The following is an 18546-nucleotide window of genomic DNA, read 5'->3' on the forward strand; positions in this document are numbered from 1 at the left end:
GCACGCCACCACGGCCGATACCCGTGGTTTGGCGTACGCAGTCAGAGATCGACGTGGAACCACCTCAACTGGACGATGCCAGCCAGCCGCTGGCCGAGGCCTGGCAGCACTGCCTGCAGCAGGCCGGGCCGGCCGCCACCGCGCTGCTGCGCGATGCCGCCGCCGATGCACCACCGGCGCTGGCCCAACGCTTCTACGAAGTGCTGCTGCAGGACGCGCGTGCACGCCGCTTCCTGTCCCATGACCAGGTCAAGCAGCGCCTGCAGCCGGCCATGCAGCGCTGGCTGATGCAGCTGCTGACCACCGATGCCGACGGCATTGCCGGCACCGTTGCCTCGCAACGGGTGATCGGTGATGTGCATGCACGGGTCGGTATTCCGGTCGACCTGGTCACCCGCGGCGCACGCGTGCTCAAGCACGAACTGTTCGTGCGCCTGCGCGACGACGCCCCCGACAGCGCCACCGCGTTCGCCGCCATCGACTGCCTCAGCGCGATCATGGACATCGCCATGGAAGGCATGACCCTGGCCTACACCCATGCGCGCGAGCGCTCCACCCGGGCCGATGCTGCCTACCGGCTGTTTTCGCTGGTGCAGAATGTCAGCACCGAACGCGAGCGCCAGCGTGCACTGCTGCTGGACTGGGAAAACGCCCTGCTCTACGCACTCGCCGGCCACGTGCAGGTCGGCGAAAGCGCCAGCCTGGCGACCTCGGAATTCGGCCTGTGGTTCACCCACAAGGGCATCCCCAGCTTCGGCGAGAGCAGCGAAACCCAGCAGGTCGGCCAGCTGATGGCCCGCATCGACGGCAACCTGCAGCGGGCAAGCAGTGACACCCCGGCGCAACGACTGGCGGTGCTGCCGGCCATTCGCGAGGACCTGGCCGCCATCCGTACCCTGATGACGCTGTTGTTCGAACGCATCGGTGAACTGGATGCCGGCAGCGATGCCCTGACCAACCTGCTCAACCGCCGCTTCCTGCCTACCGTGCTGCGCAGGGAGATCGAGCTGGCCACGCGCAATCGCACGCCGTTCTCGCTGCTGCTGCTCGACCTGGATCACTTCAAGGCGATCAACGACGGCCACGGCCACGATGCCGGCGACCGCGCGTTGCAGCATGTGGCCGGCCTGCTCGGCCAGCTCACGCGCGGCAGTGACTACCTGTTCCGCTACGGCGGCGAAGAGTTCGTGGTGGTGCTGGTCGCAGCCAGCGAATCGCAGGCTGAGGTGATTGCCGAAAGCCTGCGGCGGCAGATTGCGCGGTCGCCGGTGGTGCTGGCCAACGGGCAGGTGCTGGAACTGACCGCCAGCATCGGCGTAGCCGGCCACGACGGGCACCCCGACTACGAACGCCTGATGTCGCGCGCCGATGCCGCGATGTACGCGGCCAAGCGCGGCGGCCGCAACCGTGTGGTGGTGGCCAGCGATGCGTTGCAGGACGCGCCGGGGCGGCGTGCATTGCAGCGCTGAACCGGCGGAAATGAAGAATCCCGGCGATGGTAGCGTCGACTGCTAGTCGACTATCGCGCGCAGCGCGGGGTTTCCCGGGTCCAAAGGAAGAGCAGTCGACCAGCGGTCGACTCTACCGGCAGCCGACGCTACCGGTTCGTGCGCCCGCCGATACCTTGAGCGCTGCCGCCCACCACAGCAGCGCCAGCAAGGCGATGCCCGCGCCCAGCAGGCACACCGCCAGCCAGCCGTGACGGGCCTGCATCCAGGTTCCGGCCGCCGCACCGGCACCGCTGCCCATCGCATAGAACAACATGTACAGCGCCACCAGGCGACCGTGCTGTTCCGCCGGTGCACGCAGCAGCAGGGCCTGATTGGCGACGTGGAGCGCCTGTCCGCCCAGATCCAGAACCACCACGCCCAGCAACAACAGCACCAGCGAACGCGGCAAGCCCAGCAGTGGCCACCAGGCAACCAGCATCAACATCAACGCGCCGACGCTGACCCGATGCGTGAAGCCGCGATCCATCCAATGCCCGACCCGCGCCGCCAGCAGCGCCCCTACCACGCCCGCCAGGCCCAGTGCACCGATGGCCGCGGTCGACCAGTGCAACGGCGGAGCCGACAGCGGCAGCGGTACCGCCGCCCAGAACACATTGAGCCCGGCAAACAGCAACAGCGCCAACGGACCGCGCTCACGCAGGGTCCGGTCGTTGCGCAGCATGCCCAGCATCGAATCCAGCAGTTCGCGCCAGCGCGGGGGAACCACCGGCACCGGCACGGCGGGCAGGCGCTGCCACAACAGCGCCGCCAAGGCCACCATCACCATCGCCGACAGCAGATAGACCGCGCGCCAGCCCAGCGCAGACGCGATTGCCCCCGATAGCACACGCGCGAGCAGCAGGCCGATGAACACCCCACCCTGCACGGCGCCCACCACGCGCCCCCGCTGCTCGGGCGGTGCCAGCGTGGCTGTGTAGGCGATCAGTCCTTGGGTCAGCGCCGTGCCCAGCAAACCGGCCAGCAGCATGCCCGACAACAACCAGACTGCCGTGCGTGCCGCGGCAAGCCACAGCAACGCCAGCACCAGTGCCACCAACTGCAACCGCAGCAGGCGTCGACGGTCACCACGATCGGCCAGCGGCAGCAGGCCCAGCAGCGCCAGCACGCTGCCGGCCTGGGTGGCAGACACCACCGCACCCGCCACCGCCCGGTCCAGCGCGAAGGCGCGCGCGAGCTGGTCCAGCAGCGGCTGCGCGTAGTAGACGTTGGCGACGCTGGCGCCGGCGGCGACCGCGAGCAGGACCAGCAGGGAGCGGGGTGTCGGGGCGAGGCTCATCATGTAGTTGCAATTTGAAACTTGATGCAGGCTAGCGGCATTGGTTTTAAACTGCAACCACCTTCTGCGGAACCTGCCATGCACGCCGACAGCCCCTGCCCCGTCGCCCGCAGCGCCGACCTGCTCGGTGACCGCTGGGCGTTGCTGGTGATCCGCGATGCTTTCGATGGCATCACCCGCTTCGGCGACTTCCAGCGCAGCCTCGGCGCCGCGCGCAACATCCTCAGCGACCGCCTGCGCCGGCTGGTCGAGGCGGGCATCCTGCAGCTGCAGCCGGCCTCCGATGGTTCGGCCTACCAGCAATACGTGCTCACCGCCGCCGGCCAGGAGCTGTTCCCGCTGCTGGTCGCGCTGCGCCAGTGGGGCGAACGCCATCGCTTCGGCGCTGGCGAAGCCCACTCTTCCCTGGTCCAGCGTGACAACGGCTCAACCGTGCCCTACATGCAACCGCTGGACACCCACGGACAGCCACTGCCGGCGCACGCTACCGTGGTGCGCAAGCTGTAAACGGCGCCCCCCCGAATGGGGGACTCGACAGGGTCACCGGTGTCAAATAGCATTCAATTGCAATTGCACACGGTTCTCATTGACATCGGCGATGCCCGCTCCTACCTCTCCTTCTGCTGCCGGCGCTGCGCCGGCCAAGCGCGTGGCGCGCGGTAACGGTCATGGCCTGCTGTGGGCGCGCGGGCTGCTGGCGCTGCTGGGCGGTTACGCCGTGGCTGCCTGCTGGGCCGCCGCACTGGCGCGTCTGCTGCCGGGCGCCAAGGCCGATGCCACCCTGGTGGCGACCATGGCCGCGTTCGTGGTCTACGCACTGGCCGCCATCTGGGCCTACGCCGCGCGCAGCACCCTGCGTGCCGCTGTGGGCCTGCTGGCCGCGGGCGCCCTCGCTGCACTGATCGCCTGGCTGCTGCGCGGGAACTACGCATGAGCAGCGCCGACAACCTGGGCGGCATCCGCCAATCGCAATCGGTGCTGCACACCTGGTCGGGCCTGGTGGTCGGCTGGGTGCTGTTCCTGATTTTCATTGCCGGTACCGCATCGTACTGGAAGGAAGAACTGACCCGCTGGATGCAGCCGGAAATCGGCCTGCCCGCCGAGGCCACGACCGCCGTCACCCAAGCCCAGCAGTTCCTGGCCCACACTGCACCGGACGCGCAGCGCTGGAGCATCGAACTGCCCGATTCGCGCAGCAGTGCCACCACCGTCAGTTGGCAGGCGAAGGGCGAAAAGGAACGCCGGCGTGGCCAGCGCAATCCCAACCAAGCCACCCTGGATGCCAACGGCACCCCGGTGCAGGTGCGCGAGACACGCGGTGGCAACTTCTTCTATCGCCTGCATTTCGATCTGCACTACGTACCGGTGTTGTGGGCGCGCTGGTTCATCAGTGCCTGTTCCATGCTGATGCTGGTGGCGATCATCAGCGGGGTCATCACCCACAAGAAGATCTTCACCGACTTCTTCACCTTCCGCCGCGGCAAGGGCCAACGCACCTGGCTGGACGGCCACAACGCGCTGGCGGTGCTGTCGCTGCCGTTCCACCTGATGATCACCTACACCGGCCTGATCACCCTGATGACGCTGTACATGCCGTGGGCGGTGGACGCGAACTACCCCGGTGGACGCGATGCGTTCTTCGCCGAACTGTTCCCGCGCGCGGAAAAGGTCGAACCCAGTGGCGTAGCCGCTGCGCCGCCCGCACTGGCCCAGGTCCTGCGCCGTGCGGAATTGCAGTGGGGCGGTGGCCATGCCGCGTCGCTGCAGATCGACCAGCCAGGCGATGCGTCGATGCGCATTGCCGTGCGCCGCCAGCAGGCCGACCAGATTGCCGGGGCCAACGACACCCTCACCTTCGACGCGCGCGGCGAACTGCTCGATGCTGCCCCGCCGCGCTCGGCCGCCGTGGTCACCCGCGACGGCATGATCGGACTACACGCGGCACGTTTCGCGCCCACCACGATGCGCTGCCTGTTCTTCCTGTCCGGCGTGGCCGGCACGCTGATGGTCGCCACCGGGCTGGTGTTGTGGACGGTGAAGCGCCGCACCCAGTTGCCCGACCCCGCGCGTCCGCATCTGGGTTTCCGCATCGTGGAACGCCTGAACATCGGCTTCGTCAGCGGCCTGCCGGTCGCCATGCTGGCCTTCCTGTGGGGCAACCGCCTGCTGCCGGTGGAGCTGGCCAACCGCAGCGATGCCGAAGTGAAGGTGTTCTTCTACGCGTGGGCGGCCTGCCTGCTGCACGCGCTATTCCGTCCGGCCCGTCGCGGCTGGGTGGAACAACTGGCATTGGCCGGCGTGTTGGCGCTGGGCCTGCCGCTGTACAACCTGGCGGCCTGGCAGGGGGGCGCGGTCACTGCGCTGGCCAACGGTGATGGCGCCCGGGCCGGCATCGACATCGGCCTGCTGCTGATCGGCGCCAGCCTGTTGTGGGCAGCGCGCAAGGTGCATCGTTTCGTGCCGGCGCAACGCAAGCCACGTGCCGCACGCGCCGCCCCGGCTGCCGAGGCCAGCGCATGAGCGCGCTCGCCCTGCTGCTGGCGACCGTCGGCTTCGTATGTCTGGCGTTGGCGATGGAACGCCACCATCGCGACGTCACCGGTCATGCCCCCGCCGCGCCGCGCCGCCGCCTGCTGCGCCTGCTGGGCGCGGCCGCGCTGGCGGCCAGCCTGGCACCGAGCATCGCGGCTTGGGGCGTTGCCCAGGGCTTCGTGGGCTGGTGTGGCGTGCTCGCCGCAGGCGCCGGGGCCATGGTGCTCTGGCTCAGTTTCCGCAGCCCGGCCAAGCCGGCGCCACGCCCGTCTTCCCGTTCCTGAACTAGAAAGGTCATTGCATGAAGCACACGCACTCTGGCGCCCTGCGCCGGAACGCCCTCGCCTTGTCGCTCGCCTGCGCCGCCGCGCCGGTATTTGCCCAGGACAGTGCGCCGACCACCACCGAACTGGACCGGGTGATGGTGACCCAGCGCACCGAGGGCTACCAGGTCTATGGCACCAACACCGCCACCAAGCTGCCGCTGACCCTGCGCGAGACCCCGCAGTCGCTGACCGTGTTCACCCGCCAGCGCATCGAGGATTTCAACCTCATCACGATCTCCGAGGTGCTGCAGCAGACGCCCGGCGTGACCATCCAGTCGTATGACAGCAACCGCACGCTGTTCAATGCGCGCGGCTTTGCCATCAACAACTTCATGTTCGATGGCATTCCCACCAACTACACCACCGGTGCCGGCGGCAACTCGATCCTCAGCGACACCTCCATCTACGAGCGCATTGAAGTGGTGCGCGGTGCCAGCGGCCTGGTCACCGGCTCGGGTAACCCGTCGGCCACGGTGAACATGGTGCGCAAGCGCCCGACCGAAACCTTCCAGGCCAGCACCAGCCTCAGCGCCGGTTCGTGGGATTACAAGCGTGCCGAAGTGGATGTGTCCGGCCCGCTCAGCAAGAGTGGCCGCGTACGCGGGCGTTTCGTCGGCGCCTACACCGACAAGGAAAGCTGGGTACGTTTCCAGCATGACAAGTCGCCCAGCCTGTACGGGGTGATCGAAGCCGACCTGACCGACAGCACCCGCCTGCGTGCTGGCATCGATTACCTGAAGACCGGTTCCGATGGCGGCGCCTGGAGCGCCTCGCCGCTGTACTTCCGCGATGGCAGCCGCGCGCACATGCCGCGTTCCTACAGCGCCGCAGCGCGCTGGAACGAGTGGAACCGCGAAAGCACCAACTACTTCGCCACCCTGGAACAGCAGTTCGGCGCCGGCTGGAGTGGCCGCCTGGCGTACAACCACCGCGCCACCGATACCGATTCGCTGCTGCTGGCCGGCTCCAACACCGGCAACTGGGCCGACCCGGTCACCGGTCTGGGCCTGCGCATTGCCGATACCTATTCGGTGTCGGAAACCCGCGAGGATGCCTTCGACCTGTACGCGTCCGGTCCGTTCCAGCTGATCGGCCGTTCGCACGAGCTGGTGGTGGGCATCAACCACTACGACCGTGACCTGGACACCATCCGCGCCGGCATCACCTCGCGCCCGTACAACGTGGCCGCCTTCCCCAGCATCTTCAGCTGGGACGGCAACATCGGCAAGCCGACCACGTACAACTACGGCATCCCGTCCAGCACGGTGAACACCACCGAGACCGGCTACTACGCCGCCGTGCGCCTGAACCCGATCGATCCGCTGAAGATCATCGCCGGCGCGCGCTATTCCGATTACCGCACCACCACCGACAACTACAACACCGACGGCGTGTTCACCAGCCGCAGCGCGCGCACCACCGCCCATGAGCTGACCCCATACGTGGGCGTGCTGTATGATCTGAGCAGCACCATCACCGCCTTTGCCAGCTATTCGGACGTGTTCCAGGCCACCGCGCGGCGCGACATCAACAACCAGCTGCTGGCCCCCACCACCGGTGGCAACTACGAGTACGGCCTGAAGGCCGACTTCTTCGGCGGCCGCCTGTACGCGGCGTTGAACGGCTTCTACATGAAGCAGGACAACGTGGCCGAGCTGGACCCGAACGGTGGCGAGATCAAGCTGCCCGATGGCAGTTCGCCGTACATCGCCAGCCGTGGCATTACCACCCAGGGCGGTGAGTTCGAAGTCTCCGGTTCGATCAACGACCACTGGAGCATGACCGGCGGCTACACCTACAGCTACAGCAGCAACCCCGATGGCAGCCGCTTCGCCAGCACCAGCCCGATGCACCTGGCCCGCTTCAATACCACCTGGACCCATGGCCAGTGGACGCTGGGCGGCGGTGTCAGCGTGCAGAGCGAGATCTACCAGATGCAGCCCATTCCCACCGGCCGCTTCACCGCCAGCGGTGCGCCGGTCACGGCCACCGGTCGGATGAGCCAGGGCGGCTACGTGCTGTTCGATCTGATGGGCCGCTACCGCATCAACGACAACCTGAGCGTGGGCGTGACGGTCACCAACCTGTTTGACAAGGTCTACTACCGAAACGTCGGCTTCTTCAACTCCGGCTATTGGGGCGAACCGCGCCGCGTGCTGTTCAACCTGCGCGCGAAGTTCTGAGCCGACGGCCGCATGCCGGACCGACCGGAACGGCAATGCGGCTGGCGCAGCGACGGCGTAGCATCAAGGGCGGGCCTTCGGGCCTGCCTCTTCATTGCCCGCCAAGGAAACATCCCATGCCGCATCGCGCCCTGTTCCGCCTTGCCCGCCTGCTGCCGCTGGCCCTGCTGGCCTGTGCCGCTGGAGCCACGCAGGCCCGCGAGGTCGCCGCGCCTGCTGACCATGTACAGGCCGATGGCCCGTACGTGTTCCGCGACGGCAAGCAGCTGAAGGCGAAATGGATCTGCGCGGACAAGGTCGAATCGCGCACGCTTGCCTCCGGGGCAACAGGGACCGATATCGCACCGCGCTGCGGCTACGAACACACCGTGCATGTGGCTGCGCCGAATGCAGCCTCGGTCTCGGTGCTGCCGGCCACACCGCGCATCGTCGCGCTGTCCGACATCCACGGCCAGTATGGGCTGCTGGTGCGCCTGCTGCGTGCCCATCACGTGATCGACGCGCAGGATCGCTGGGCGCTGGGCAAGGACACGCTGGTCATCGCCGGCGACGTGTTCGACCGCGGCCCGCAGGTGACCGAGGCGTTCTGGCTGCTCTACGGCCTGCAGCAGCAGGCGGCCGCCGCCGGTGGCGCCGTGCACTTCGTGCTCGGCAACCACGAAACCATGGTGCTGTATGACGACCTGCGCTACGTCAACCCGAAGTACCTGCGCAGCGCCCAGCTGCTGGGCCGCAGCTACCCGCAGCTGTATGGCGCCGACTCGGTGATCGGGCAGTGGCTGCGCACCCGACCGGTGCTGCTGAAGATCGGCGATACCCTGTTCCTGCACGGCGGCATCTCGCCCGAGGCGGTGCAGCTAGCGCTGGACCCGGCACGCACCAACGCGGCCTATCAGGCCTCGCTGGGCCTGCCCAGGGCCGAAGTGAAGGCCGACCCGGCCACCGCACCGCTGTATGGCGGCAAGACCAGCCCGATCTGGTACCGCGGCTATTTCGATGGCCGCCTCGACACCGCGGGTGTGCAGGCCGTGCTCGACCGCCTGCAGCTCAAGCGCATCGTGGTCGGCCATACCTCGATGCCACACGTCAGCAGCTTCCACGGCGACCGCGTGATCGCCATCGACAGCAGCATCAAGAACGGCGAGAACGGCGAACTGCTGTTCATCGAGGAGGGCAAGCTCAGCCGTGGCCTGCTGGATGGCTCCCGGTTGCCGCTGGCGCGGGGTGAGCCGGGGCTGCAGGACTGAATGGAGGGACAGCGTGACGGCGCCGGGAGGTGCCGGCGCGCTCCACCTTCACCCGGTTTGCGGCTACCCTTCGGCAGCCGAGAGGCCCACCCCGCCCAGCCGGTGGGCCTGACCGTTACAGGAGCCCCCGCGCATGCGCGTTCTGATTGCTGAAGACGACCCGGACATCGCCTCCGGCCTGTGCGCCTCGCTGCGCCGGCAGGGGCACGTGGTCGACCACGTCGACAACGGTGCGCACGCCGATGCAGCACTGGGCTCGACCCAGTACGCACTGCTGGTGCTGGACCTGGGGCTGCCGCAACTGGATGGCCGCGACGTGCTGCAACGACTGCGCCAGCGTGGCGATGGCCTGGCGGTGCTGGTGGTGACCGCGCGTGACGGCCTGGCCGAGCGGGTGCGCGTGCTCGACCTCGGTGCCGACGACTACCTGGTCAAGCCGTTCGCACTGGACGAATTCGAAGCCCGCGTGCGTGCACAGCTGCGCCGGGTCACCAGCAATGGCAATCCGGACCTGCGCATCGGCCGCTTGCGCCTGGACCTGGCCGGGCACCGCGTATGGATCGACGACCAATCACTTGAACTGACCGCACGCGAGTTCGGGCTGCTGTCGGCGCTGGCGGTGCGTGCAGAGCGCATCGTGTCACGCGCGCAGCTGGTGGAAGCGCTGTGCGACTGGGGCCAGGACCTGACCGACAACGGCCTGGACATCGCCCTGCACCGCCTGCGCCGCAAGCTGCAGCCGGGCGGCATGGGCATCCGCACCGTGCGTGGGCTGGGCTACATGCTGGAAGACGCACAGGACGACAGCGCCCCGTGATCAGCGGCCCCCCCAGCCTGCGACGGCGCCTGCTCGCCTTCCTGGCGTTGCCGATGCTTGGCCTGCTCACCTTCAATACGATCCTGGCCTATTACGTTGCGCTGGACTATTCCAACCGCATCCACGACCGCAACCTGATCGACGACACGCACTCGTTCGCACAGATGCTGAGCACCATGCCGGTGACCAGCGACCTGTCTCCGCAGGCGCGCTTCCTGATCGAGTACGAGCCCGACGGCCATCGCTATTTCAACGTGGACAGCAGCCGCCAGGGGACACTCAGCGGCAATGCGGATTTCAGTGCCTACGCGCCTTCGCAGGAATGCACCGGCGTGGACCCCACCCTGTACGATGGCATTCTCAACGGCCAGCCGGTGCGCATGGCCACCGTCTGCACGCGTGCGATGAACGATCCGCAGGACCAACTGGCGGTGACCGTGGCCGAAAGCATGGCCGAACGACGCCAGCGCGCGCGCGAGATCCTGATGATCATCATCCCGCTGATGACCATGCTGGCGCTGGGCACTGCCGCGCTGGTCTGGTTCGGGGTGACCCATGGCCTGCGCATCCTGACCCCGCTGAGGACCCGCCTCGCGCAGCGCCGCGGCGAACTGGCGCCGATCTCCGACGCCGACGTGCCGGAGGAAATCCAGCCACTGATCAGCACCATCGACGATCTGTTTGCCCGCCAGGCGGAAATGATCACCCTGCAGAACCGGTTCATCGCCGACGCTGCGCACCAGCTTCGCTCGCCGTTGGCCGGCATGGCCCTGCACGTGGACCAGGCACTGGCGCATGGCGACCCGGACACGGTGCGCGAGGCACTGCAGCACATCCGCCGGCTCAACCAGCGCACCGCGCGGGTCAGCACCCAGCTGCTGGCGCTGAGCCGGGCCCAGACCGTGCCGGAGACGGTGGAGGTACTGGACCTGTGCGAACGGGTGCCGCAGTGGGTCGGTACACGCGTGCCTGAAGCGATCCGCGATGGCATCGATCTGGGTTACCGCGGCAGCCCCCAGCCGCTGCGCGTGCTCGGCAACGGTGCCCAGCTGCAGGAAGCACTGGACAACCTGATCGACAATGCGCTGCGCTATGCCGGCCGCGATGCGACCGTCACCGTCGGCGTGCACGCGCTGGATGACAATGACGTCGAACTGTACGTGGAGGACAACGGGCCCGGCGTACCCGAGGACGTGATGCCGCGGCTGGGTGAGCGCTTCTTCCGCGCCCCCGGCACCACCGCCAGCGGCACCGGCCTGGGCCTGGCCATCGCCCACGAGGCGGTGGAGCACTTCGGCGGGCGCCTGACCTTCCTCAACCGCCCCGGCGGCGGACTCAAGGTCGCCATCACACTGCCGCTGCTGAAGGCCCCCTGACCCGGACCGGGGCGCTGAAAGGCTGGCGAAAATCGCGGTTGCGATCCTGACCCTCCCCACTGCCGTCCCGGAGCCGCCAGGTGACCGACTCGCACGACTTCTTCCTCCCCGGTGGCCCGCAGGGCGTGCTGCTGGTTCACGGCCTGACCGGTACCCCGGCGGAAATGCGCATGCTGGGCAAAGGGCTGAACAACGCCGGCTTCACCGTACACGGCGTGCAGCTGCCCGGCCATTGTGGCACCGTGGATGACCTGCTGGCGACCACCTGGGAACAGTGGTACCAGGGCGTGGAAGATGCGGCGGCAAGCCTGCGCGGCAAGGTCGACCAGCTGTTCGTCGGTGGCCTGTCGATGGGCGCGGTGCTGTCGCTGGCACTTGCTGCTCGACGACCGGACTGGGTGTCCGGCGTCGGCGTGTATGGCGCCACGTTCCGCTACGACGGCTGGAACATACCCGCTGTCGCCCGCCTCTCGTTCCTGCTGCCGTGGTTCAAGCGCTTCAACATCGGCCGCGACCGCATGTTCATGGAAGAACCGCCGTACGGCCTGCGCGACGAGCGCCTGCGTGCGCAGGTCAGCGCCGCCATGCTGTCCGGCGACAGCGCGGCGGCAGGCCTTCCGGGCAATCCCTGGCACGCGCTGGCCGAGATGCGTGCGCTGAGCAACTGGACCCGCCGCCACCTGCACCAGGTCACCGCCCCGTGCCTGGTGATGCACGCCCGCGAAGACGACGTGGCCAGCATGGGCAATGCCGAACTGGTGATGTCGCGGGTCAGTGGCCCGAAGGAACTGGTGGTGCTGGAGGACAGCTACCACATGATCACGATCGACCGCGAACGCCGCGAGGTGATCCGCCGCAGCGCGCGCTTCTTCACCGGGATCGGTGAACGCAGCGGCGTCCTCAAGGCGGTGGCCTGAGATGGGGGCACTTGCCACGCTGCTGTGGCTGGCCAATGTCGTGCTCGATACCGGTGGCCAGCTCGCCTTCAAGGCCGCCGCCAGCGACCCGCAGGAGGGCGAGGGACTGCAGCGCTGGAAGCACATGCTCAGCCGCCCCTGGCTGTGGATCGGCATCGCCTGTTACGTGCTTGAGTTCGTCGCCTGGATCGCCTTCCTGTCACTGGTTCCGCTGTCCAAGGGCGTGCTGCTGGGCTCGATCAACATCGTGGCGCTGATGATCGCCGGCCGCATCCTGTTCCGCGAGAAGCTCACGCCATTGCGGGTGACCGGGATGCTGCTGGTCACAGCAGGCGTGGCGGTGGTGGGGGCCGGCTCATGAGGCGCCTGTATGTGATCGGTTTTCCGCTGCTGATGGCCTTCGACACCCTGGCCCAGCTGTGCTTCAAGTACGCCGGTGAGGCGGCCCTGCCGGTCGAGGCCAACACCGCCTGGCTGCTGCGCGTGCTGTCGCAGCCCTGGGTGTACGGCGCCATCCTCGGCTACGTCGGCGCGTTCTTCACCTGGATGAGCCTGCTGCGGCATGCGCCGATCGGCCCCGCATTCGCGGCCTCGCACCTGGAGGTGATCAGCGTACTGCTGCTCTCGGCGTGGCTGCTGAAAGAGCCGCTCACCCTGCACCACCTGGTCGGTGCGGTGCTGATCGTGGCCGGCATCGTCTGCCTCGCCCGCGCGGAAGCGGACGACCCGCACAGTCCCACCGAAAACGCTTCGTGAGCGCGTTGCGATGAGCCTGTTCGCGCGCGAACTGCCACCGACCGCCGGCCTGCCGATGCAGGCCACCGATTTCCTTCCCGGTGGCGGTGACCTGCGCGGGATCCTGGCCAACCAGCTGGGCACACCGCCGCTGCAGCTGACCTGTTCCGGCACGCACGCGCTGCTGATCGCCCTGCGCACCCTGCGCAAGCGCGCGCCCAGGCGCGACACGGTGATCATGCCGGCCTACACCTGCCCGCTGGTGCCGATCGCGGTGCACAGCCTCGGCCTGCGCGTGCAGCTGTGCGATACCCGGCGCGGCCACTTCGACTTCGATCCCGGCCAGCTCGAACGGTTGGCCGATGCGCGTACGTTGGCCATCCTGCCGACCCACCTCGGCGGTCGCATCGCCGATGTCGAACGGGCCTGCGACATCGCCCACAGCGCCGGCGCCTGGGTCATCGAAGATGCCGCACAGGCGCTGGGCGCACGGGTGGGCAACAGCAGTGTCGGCCTGCGTGGCGACATCGGATTCTTCAGCCTGGCCGCCGGCAAGGGGCTGAGCCTGCACGAAGGCGGCCTGCTGGTCAGCCGCGATGACGAACTGCGCGCCGAACTGGCCGAGCATGCCGCCGAACAGGTGCGCTTCAACCTGCGCTGGGAGCTGCTTCGCAGTGTGCAGCTGCTTGGCCTTGCCGCCTGCTATCGCCCCTCGCTGCTGTCGCTGGTGTACGGCAATCCGCTGCGCAGCGCACTGCAGCGTGGCGATCTGGAAGACGCGGTCGGTGACATTTTCCCGCTGGACATACCGCAGCACCGGGTCAGTCGATGGCGACAGAACATCGGTGCCCATGCCGCGCGGCGATTGCCGGCGTTCCTGCAGGCCGGGCGCCTGCGCGCACTGCAGCTGCGCGTGCAGCTGGCACAACTGCCAGCGGTGGAGGTGGTCGATGGCCTGGCCGGTAGCGGCGGCACCTGGCCGATGCTGATGCTGCTGCTGCCCAGCCAGCGCGCGCGCGATGCCGCGCTGGACGACCTGTGGCCGCGCGGCCTCGGTGCCAGCCGCATGTTCATCCATGCCCTGCCCGACTACGCCTACCTGCGTGGCATCGTGCCGCAGGAGGACGTGCCCAATGCACGTGACTTCGCCGCACGCATGCTCACCCTTGGCAACAGCGCCTGGCAGACCCGTGAGGAGACGGACGAAATACTGCAGGTCCTGGCCCGCGCCTGACCCGCACGTGCGCCCGTGGCCTGCGCTCCGCGCATTCATCCATGTACTTTCCTGAACGCTTCCCCAGCCTGTCAAAAGCGCCTTTCAACAGGAAAGGAACGAGAAAGGCGGCCTGCCTACATTGAGCCTGCCCCGGCAATGTGCCGGACGCCTTTCTCATCGACGGACCTGCCCATGCACTGGAGCATCCTGTGTGACTTCGACGGCACCATCAGCCTCGAAGATGTCATCGACTCGCTGCTGGAAAAGTACGGCCAGCCGGGCTGGCAGGAACTGGAAGAACAGTGGAAGGCGGGAAAGATCGGCTCGCGTGAATGCATGCAGGGCCAGGTGCGGCTGCTGGAACTGGATCCGGCCACGCTTGATGCCCATCTGGACCAGGTGCAGATCGATCCAGGTTTCGTCGCCTTCGTCGCTCGCACCAAGCAGCTGGGCCTGCCACTGCGCATCGTCAGCGACGGCCTGGACTATGCGATCCATCGCATTCTCGCCAACCACGGCCTGGCGCAGCTGCCGGTGGTGGCCAACCACCTGCGCTGGTGCGATGACCACTGGGAACTGGAATCGCCCTACCAGGCCGAAGGCTGCCGCAGTGGCACCTGCAAATGCACCTGCGCCGCACAGGCGCGCGCCAACGAAGCACCGCGCGTGCTGATGATCGGCGACGGCAGTTCGGATTTCTGTGTATCCGAAGATGCCGACTTCGTGTTCGCCAAGCGCCGCCTGATCACCCATTGCACCCATGCCGGCATCGAGCATGCCGCCATCGACACCTTCCACGATGCAATCGCACTGCTGCCGCGCTTGCTCGATGGCAGCCTGCTGCAGCCACGTCGTCTCGACGCCAGCCCGCAGCCCGCCGCACTGCCCCTGCTGCTGGCCACCGCCTGAGCACTCCCTTCCAGGCGCGCTCCCCTGTTACCCCTTTCGAACGTCCTTCACGGAACCGAACTGCATGAACATTTTTGACAAGAACGCCGCCGCCGCTGCCTCCGATGCGCAGCTGCTGGCCGACGAAGCCCGCTACAGCTCCTTCGGCGATACCGTCCACTACGTCGATCCGCCGAAGATCTTCCAGCGCGGCGAAGGCAGCTACATGTTCGACGGCGCGGGCGTGCCCTACCTCGACCTGCAGATGTGGTACTCGGCGTGCAACTTCGGCTACAGCAACAAGCGCCTGAACGATGCACTGAAGGACCAGATCGACACCCTGCCGCAGGTCGCCAGCCAGTACCTGCACCCGACCCGCGTGCAGCTGGCCAAGACCATTGCCGTGGACATGCACGAGAAGTTCGGCCTCGACGGCCGCGTGCACTTCAACGTTGGCGGTGCGCAGGCCATTGAAGACTCGCTGAAGATCGTGCGCAACGCGCGCGGCGGCAAGAGCCTGATGTTCGCCTTCGAGGGCGGCTACCACGGCCGCACCCTGGGTGCGTCTTCGATCACCTCCAGCTACCGCTACCGCCGCCGCTACGGCCACTTCGGCGAGCGCGCGATGTTCATCCCGTTCCCGTACCCCTTCCGTCGCCCGAAGGGCATGACTCCGGACGAGTACTCCGACCACTGCGTGTGGCAGTTCGAGCGCCTGTTCGAAAGCGAGTACAACGGCGTGTGGGATCCCAAGGTCGGCCAGGCCGAGTACGCCGCGTTCTACGTCGAGCCGATCCAGGGCACCGGTGGCTACGTCATCCCGCCGCGCAACTTCTTCACCGGCCTCAAGCGCGTGCTGGACAAGTACGGCATCCTGATGGTCGTCGATGAAATCCAGATGGGCTTCTGGCGCACCGGCAAGCTGTGGTCGATCGAGCACTTCGGCGTGACCCCGGACGTGCTGGTGTTCGGCAAGGCGCTGACCAACGGCCTGAACCCGCTGTCGGGCCTGTGGGCGCGCGAAGAGCTGATCAACCCGACCGTGTTCCCGCCGGGCTCCACCCACTCCACCTTCAATTCCAACCCACTGGGCACCCGCCTGGGCCTGGAAGTGCTGAAGCTGGGCAAGGAAATGGATTACGAGCGCACCGTGCCGGAAAAGGGCGCGTACTTCCTCGACGGCCTGCGCGGCCTGCAGAAGCGCCACCCGGAAATCGGCGACGTCGACGGCCTGGGCCTGGCGCTGCGTGCGGAAATCTGCCAGGCCGACGGCTACACCCCGAACAAGGAGCTGCTGGACCGCATGGTCGACATCGGCCTGGCCGGTGACCTGCTGCACGACGGCAAGCGCATGGGCCTCGTGCTCGACGTGGGTGGCTGGTACAAGAACGTGATCACCTTCGCGCCGTCGCTGGACATCAGCTACGAAGAAATCGACCTGGCGATCACCCTGCTCGACCAGGCGCTGACCAAGGCCAAGGGCTGAGGTCGATGCGCTGCCGGTTCCCGTGCCGATGGAAATGACGTCACGCGCATCCAGCACCGCGCTGGAACCGGCCGCGCTGCTGGAGGGCTTCCTGGCCCACCCGCCGCTCGGATTCGAGGCGGGCCGCCTTCCCAGCGGCCTGCCGACCTTCCGTGCGCCGCTGGATCTGACCACCACGATGGACGACGAACTGCGCGGCAGGCTGCTCGGCCTGCCGCTGTCGCGCCTGTGGCGGCCTTGGATCACCTGGAAGACGCGCTTCGTCGGTGCCACCAGCACCGAGTACACCCCGTTGCCGGCGCACGTGGCGCCGGAGGCGCTGGCCGAGGACGTGACACGTCACGCGATCGGCGATACCCGGCTGCTGGTGGTCAAGGACCTGGCGATCGATTCACCGCTGCTGGACGACGCCGCCAACGCACACAGCGGCGCCTTCCTGCAGGCGCTGCTGACACGCGGCTTCGTCGAACTGGAAGGCATGCCGCTGGCCTGGGTGGCGATCGATTTCGATTCGCTCGACGACTATCTCGGCCGCCTGTCATCCTCGCGCCGCAAGAACATCCGTCGCAAGTTGCGTTCGCGCGATGACCTGCAGATCGATTGCATCGCCACCGGCAACCCGGCCCTGGCCGACCCGCAACTGCAGGCCGAACTGTACGCGCTGTACCTGGGCGTATACGCGCAGAGCGCGGTGCATTTCGACCAGCTCGACCTGCCCTATTTCCAGTACCTGCTGGCCGACAGCCAGGGCCAGGGACGGATGTTCCTGTACCGCCACCAGGGCCGGTTGATCGGCTGGAACCTGTGCTACGTGCATGCCGGCAAGCTGGTGGACAAGTACATCGGCCTGGCCTATCCGCAGTCGCGCGAGCACAACCTGTACGCGGTCAGCTGGATGCACAACCTCGAGTACGCGCTGCAGCACGGCCTGAGCCACTACGTGGCCGGCTGGACCGACTCGCGCATCAAGGCCGAACTGGGTGCGCGCTTCACCTCCACCCGGCACGCGATCCACGCGCGCTCCCCGCTGCTGCGCGCCGCCCTGCGCAAGCTGGCCCCGCACCTGCAGGGCGAACCTGATGGAGGCGGTTGAACGATGCCGTTGCGTTCCCCGCTGATCCTGGACCTGGACGGTGGCGTGCTGCCGCTGCCACAGGCACAGACCCTGGCCCTGCCGCAGTGGCATGACCCGCTGCGCTTTTCCTGCAGCAATGTCACCCTCGACCGTTTCGCCGCTGACGTGCTGGCACCACTGCCGGCCCAGCTCGGAACCGTCATGCTCGGCAGCGGCGACTTCCACCACCTGAGCCTGCCACTGCTGCGCCGCATGCATGGGCAGGCCCCGTTCCAGCTGGTGGTGCTGGACAACCATCCGGACAACATGCGGTTCCCGCTCGGCATGCACTGCGGCTCGTGGGTGAACGCCGCCAGCAAGCTGCCGCAGATCTCGCACATCCATGTGCTCGGCATCACTTCCAGCGACATCGGCCTCGGTCATGCCTGGGAGAACCACTGGCGACCGCTGATGGGTGGACGCCTGACGTACTGGTGCATGGACGTGGACGTGGGCTGGGGCCACCGCCTCGGCATGGGCCGTGCGTTCCGATGCTTCGAGCACCCGGAGGCACTGGTCGCCGCGTTCGCCGCCGAGCAGGCCGCATCCCCGCAGCCGACCTACCTGTCGATCGACAAGGATGTATTCGCCGAGGACGTTGCGCGCAGCAACTGGGACCAGGGCCGCTTCCAGCTGGAACACGCACTGGTGGTGATCGAAGCACTGCGCGCCGGTGGCCTGGTCGGCAGTGACATCACCGGCGAAGTCTCGCTGGCCAACTACCAGAGCCGCTTCAAGCGCTGGTTGTCGTCGCTGGATGGCCAACCGGACATCAGCGCCGATGATCTTCCCGTCTGGCAGGCGCGTCACCAGCAGGTCAACCGCGAGCTGCTGGCGGCAATCGCCGCCGCACCGACGGCCTGCTGACCGCGTCGGCAATGCCGGCCGTTGGCCGGCGTGGCTTCGGTAGTGCCGGCCGCTG

At 67.6% G+C, this 18546-nt stretch carries 18 protein-coding genes; 17 read left to right on the forward strand and 1 reads right to left on the reverse strand.

Features of this window, described 5'->3' with window-relative positions; genetic code table 11:
- The first annotated feature begins 53 nt into the window (after window positions 1-53).
- Window positions 54-1469 (forward strand): GGDEF domain-containing protein, encoded by a 1416-nt coding sequence (locus AC10QF_RS01570; RefSeq protein WP_494541612.1) that lies wholly within the window; start codon window positions 54-56, stop codon window positions 1467-1469.
- A 112-nt stretch (window positions 1470-1581) separates the two neighbouring features.
- Here the strand turns inward: AC10QF_RS01570 and AC10QF_RS01575 are convergent, their stop codons facing one another.
- Window positions 1582-2787: an MFS transporter gene (locus AC10QF_RS01575; protein WP_494541613.1), complete on the reverse strand. Its 1206-nt coding sequence runs from the start codon at window positions 2785-2787 to the stop codon at window positions 1582-1584.
- Window positions 2788-2865: 78 nt separating this feature from the next.
- Here AC10QF_RS01575 and AC10QF_RS01580 point away from each other — a divergent pair, with 78 nt between their 5' ends.
- The 16 genes from AC10QF_RS01580 to AC10QF_RS01655 all read left to right on the forward strand — a co-directional run bounded on the left by AC10QF_RS01580 (window position 2866) and on the right by AC10QF_RS01655 (window position 18491).
- The gene (locus AC10QF_RS01580) at window positions 2866-3294 is read left to right on the forward strand and encodes a winged helix-turn-helix transcriptional regulator (RefSeq protein ID WP_069139141.1); all 429 of its coding nucleotides are present in this window, start codon (window positions 2866-2868) and stop codon (window positions 3292-3294) included.
- A 91-nt stretch (window positions 3295-3385) separates the two neighbouring features.
- Entirely contained in the window at window positions 3386-3721 is a 336-nt protein-coding gene (locus tag AC10QF_RS01585; RefSeq protein ID WP_494541614.1) for a DUF3649 domain-containing protein, read from the forward strand.
- Window positions 3718-5307 (forward strand): PepSY-associated TM helix domain-containing protein, encoded by a 1590-nt coding sequence (locus AC10QF_RS01590; RefSeq protein WP_494541615.1) that lies wholly within the window; start codon window positions 3718-3720, stop codon window positions 5305-5307. Before AC10QF_RS01585 ends, AC10QF_RS01590 begins: the two co-directional genes overlap by 4 nt.
- A complete protein-coding gene (locus AC10QF_RS01595) occupies window positions 5304-5603 on the forward strand; it encodes a DUF3325 domain-containing protein (RefSeq protein WP_134730283.1) in 300 nt (99 codons plus the stop codon). The genes AC10QF_RS01590 and AC10QF_RS01595 overlap by 4 nt, the downstream gene beginning before the upstream one ends.
- Window positions 5604-5620: 17 nt before the next feature.
- Complete coding sequence (locus AC10QF_RS01600) at window positions 5621-7828, forward strand: TonB-dependent siderophore receptor (RefSeq protein ID WP_494541616.1); 2208 nt, start codon at window positions 5621-5623, stop codon at window positions 7826-7828.
- A gap of 116 nt (window positions 7829-7944) precedes the next feature.
- On the forward strand, window positions 7945-9075 hold the full coding sequence (locus AC10QF_RS01605) for a metallophosphoesterase (RefSeq protein ID WP_494541617.1): 1131 nt from the start codon (window positions 7945-7947) through the stop codon (window positions 9073-9075).
- A 133-nt stretch (window positions 9076-9208) separates the two neighbouring features.
- Window positions 9209-9892, forward strand: coding sequence for a response regulator (locus AC10QF_RS01610; RefSeq protein WP_008265770.1), 684 nt, complete (start codon window positions 9209-9211; stop codon window positions 9890-9892).
- Complete coding sequence (locus AC10QF_RS01615; protein ID WP_095377801.1) at window positions 9889-11268, forward strand: sensor histidine kinase; 1380 nt, start codon at window positions 9889-9891, stop codon at window positions 11266-11268. Before AC10QF_RS01610 ends, AC10QF_RS01615 begins: the two co-directional genes overlap by 4 nt.
- 80 nt (window positions 11269-11348) lie before the next feature.
- On the forward strand, window positions 11349-12185 hold the full coding sequence (locus AC10QF_RS01620) for an alpha/beta hydrolase (RefSeq protein WP_005415777.1): 837 nt from the start codon (window positions 11349-11351) through the stop codon (window positions 12183-12185).
- Window position 12186: 1 nt separating this feature from the next.
- Window positions 12187-12546: an EamA family transporter gene (locus tag AC10QF_RS01625; protein WP_021202495.1), complete on the forward strand. Its 360-nt coding sequence runs from the start codon at window positions 12187-12189 to the stop codon at window positions 12544-12546.
- Window positions 12543-12941 (forward strand): DMT family transporter, encoded by a 399-nt coding sequence (locus AC10QF_RS01630; RefSeq protein ID WP_494541618.1) that lies wholly within the window; start codon window positions 12543-12545, stop codon window positions 12939-12941. The genes AC10QF_RS01625 and AC10QF_RS01630 overlap by 4 nt, the downstream gene beginning before the upstream one ends.
- 10 nt (window positions 12942-12951) lie before the next feature.
- The gene (locus tag AC10QF_RS01635) at window positions 12952-14154 is read left to right on the forward strand and encodes a DegT/DnrJ/EryC1/StrS family aminotransferase (protein WP_494541619.1); all 1203 of its coding nucleotides are present in this window, start codon (window positions 12952-12954) and stop codon (window positions 14152-14154) included.
- Between the two features lie 174 nt (window positions 14155-14328).
- A complete protein-coding gene (locus AC10QF_RS01640) occupies window positions 14329-15045 on the forward strand; it encodes an MtnX-like HAD-IB family phosphatase (protein ID WP_494541620.1) in 717 nt (238 codons plus the stop codon).
- A 64-nt stretch (window positions 15046-15109) separates the two neighbouring features.
- Window positions 15110-16510, forward strand: a complete 1401-nt coding sequence (locus AC10QF_RS01645; protein ID WP_061479537.1) for an aspartate aminotransferase family protein — start codon at window positions 15110-15112, stop codon at window positions 16508-16510.
- Between the two features lie 28 nt (window positions 16511-16538).
- Window positions 16539-17603 carry a GNAT family N-acetyltransferase gene (locus tag AC10QF_RS01650; RefSeq protein WP_111175400.1) on the forward strand — a complete coding sequence of 355 codons (1065 nt, stop codon included), beginning with the start codon at window positions 16539-16541 and terminating at the stop codon, window positions 17601-17603.
- Between the two features lie 3 nt (window positions 17604-17606).
- Window positions 17607-18491, forward strand: coding sequence for a hypothetical protein (locus AC10QF_RS01655; RefSeq protein WP_494541621.1), 885 nt, complete (start codon window positions 17607-17609; stop codon window positions 18489-18491).
- Window positions 18492-18546 lie beyond the last annotated feature (55 nt).

This window comes from Stenotrophomonas maltophilia complex sp. Om-AH-Sm3 (assembly GCF_059337855.1).

Excerpts from the sequence above, each read along its gene's own strand:
- AC10QF_RS01625 (WP_021202495.1), top strand. The coding sequence starts at position 12,187 with ATGGGGGCACTTGCCACGCTGCTGTGGCTGGCCAATGTCGTGCTCGAT.
- AC10QF_RS01645 (WP_061479537.1), top strand. The coding sequence starts at position 15,110 with ATGAACATTTTTGACAAGAACGCCGCCGCCGCTGCCTCCGATGCGCAG.
- AC10QF_RS01585 (WP_494541614.1), top strand. The coding sequence starts at position 3,386 with ATGCCCGCTCCTACCTCTCCTTCTGCTGCCGGCGCTGCGCCGGCCAAG.
- AC10QF_RS01580 (WP_069139141.1), top strand. The coding sequence starts at position 2,866 with ATGCACGCCGACAGCCCCTGCCCCGTCGCCCGCAGCGCCGACCTGCTC.
- AC10QF_RS01595 (WP_134730283.1), top strand. The coding sequence starts at position 5,304 with ATGAGCGCGCTCGCCCTGCTGCTGGCGACCGTCGGCTTCGTATGTCTG.
- AC10QF_RS01575 (WP_494541613.1), bottom strand. The coding sequence starts at position 2,787 with ATGAGCCTCGCCCCGACACCCCGCTCCCTGCTGGTCCTGCTCGCGGTC.
- AC10QF_RS01600 (WP_494541616.1), top strand. The coding sequence starts at position 5,621 with ATGAAGCACACGCACTCTGGCGCCCTGCGCCGGAACGCCCTCGCCTTG.
- AC10QF_RS01650 (WP_111175400.1), top strand. The coding sequence starts at position 16,539 with ATGGAAATGACGTCACGCGCATCCAGCACCGCGCTGGAACCGGCCGCG.
- AC10QF_RS01605 (WP_494541617.1), top strand. The coding sequence starts at position 7,945 with ATGCCGCATCGCGCCCTGTTCCGCCTTGCCCGCCTGCTGCCGCTGGCC.
- AC10QF_RS01635 (WP_494541619.1), top strand. The coding sequence starts at position 12,952 with ATGAGCCTGTTCGCGCGCGAACTGCCACCGACCGCCGGCCTGCCGATG.
- AC10QF_RS01655 (WP_494541621.1), top strand. The coding sequence starts at position 17,607 with ATGCCGTTGCGTTCCCCGCTGATCCTGGACCTGGACGGTGGCGTGCTG.
- AC10QF_RS01630 (WP_494541618.1), top strand. The coding sequence starts at position 12,543 with ATGAGGCGCCTGTATGTGATCGGTTTTCCGCTGCTGATGGCCTTCGAC.
- AC10QF_RS01640 (WP_494541620.1), top strand. The coding sequence starts at position 14,329 with ATGCACTGGAGCATCCTGTGTGACTTCGACGGCACCATCAGCCTCGAA.
- AC10QF_RS01590 (WP_494541615.1), top strand. The coding sequence starts at position 3,718 with ATGAGCAGCGCCGACAACCTGGGCGGCATCCGCCAATCGCAATCGGTG.
- AC10QF_RS01610 (WP_008265770.1), top strand. The coding sequence starts at position 9,209 with ATGCGCGTTCTGATTGCTGAAGACGACCCGGACATCGCCTCCGGCCTG.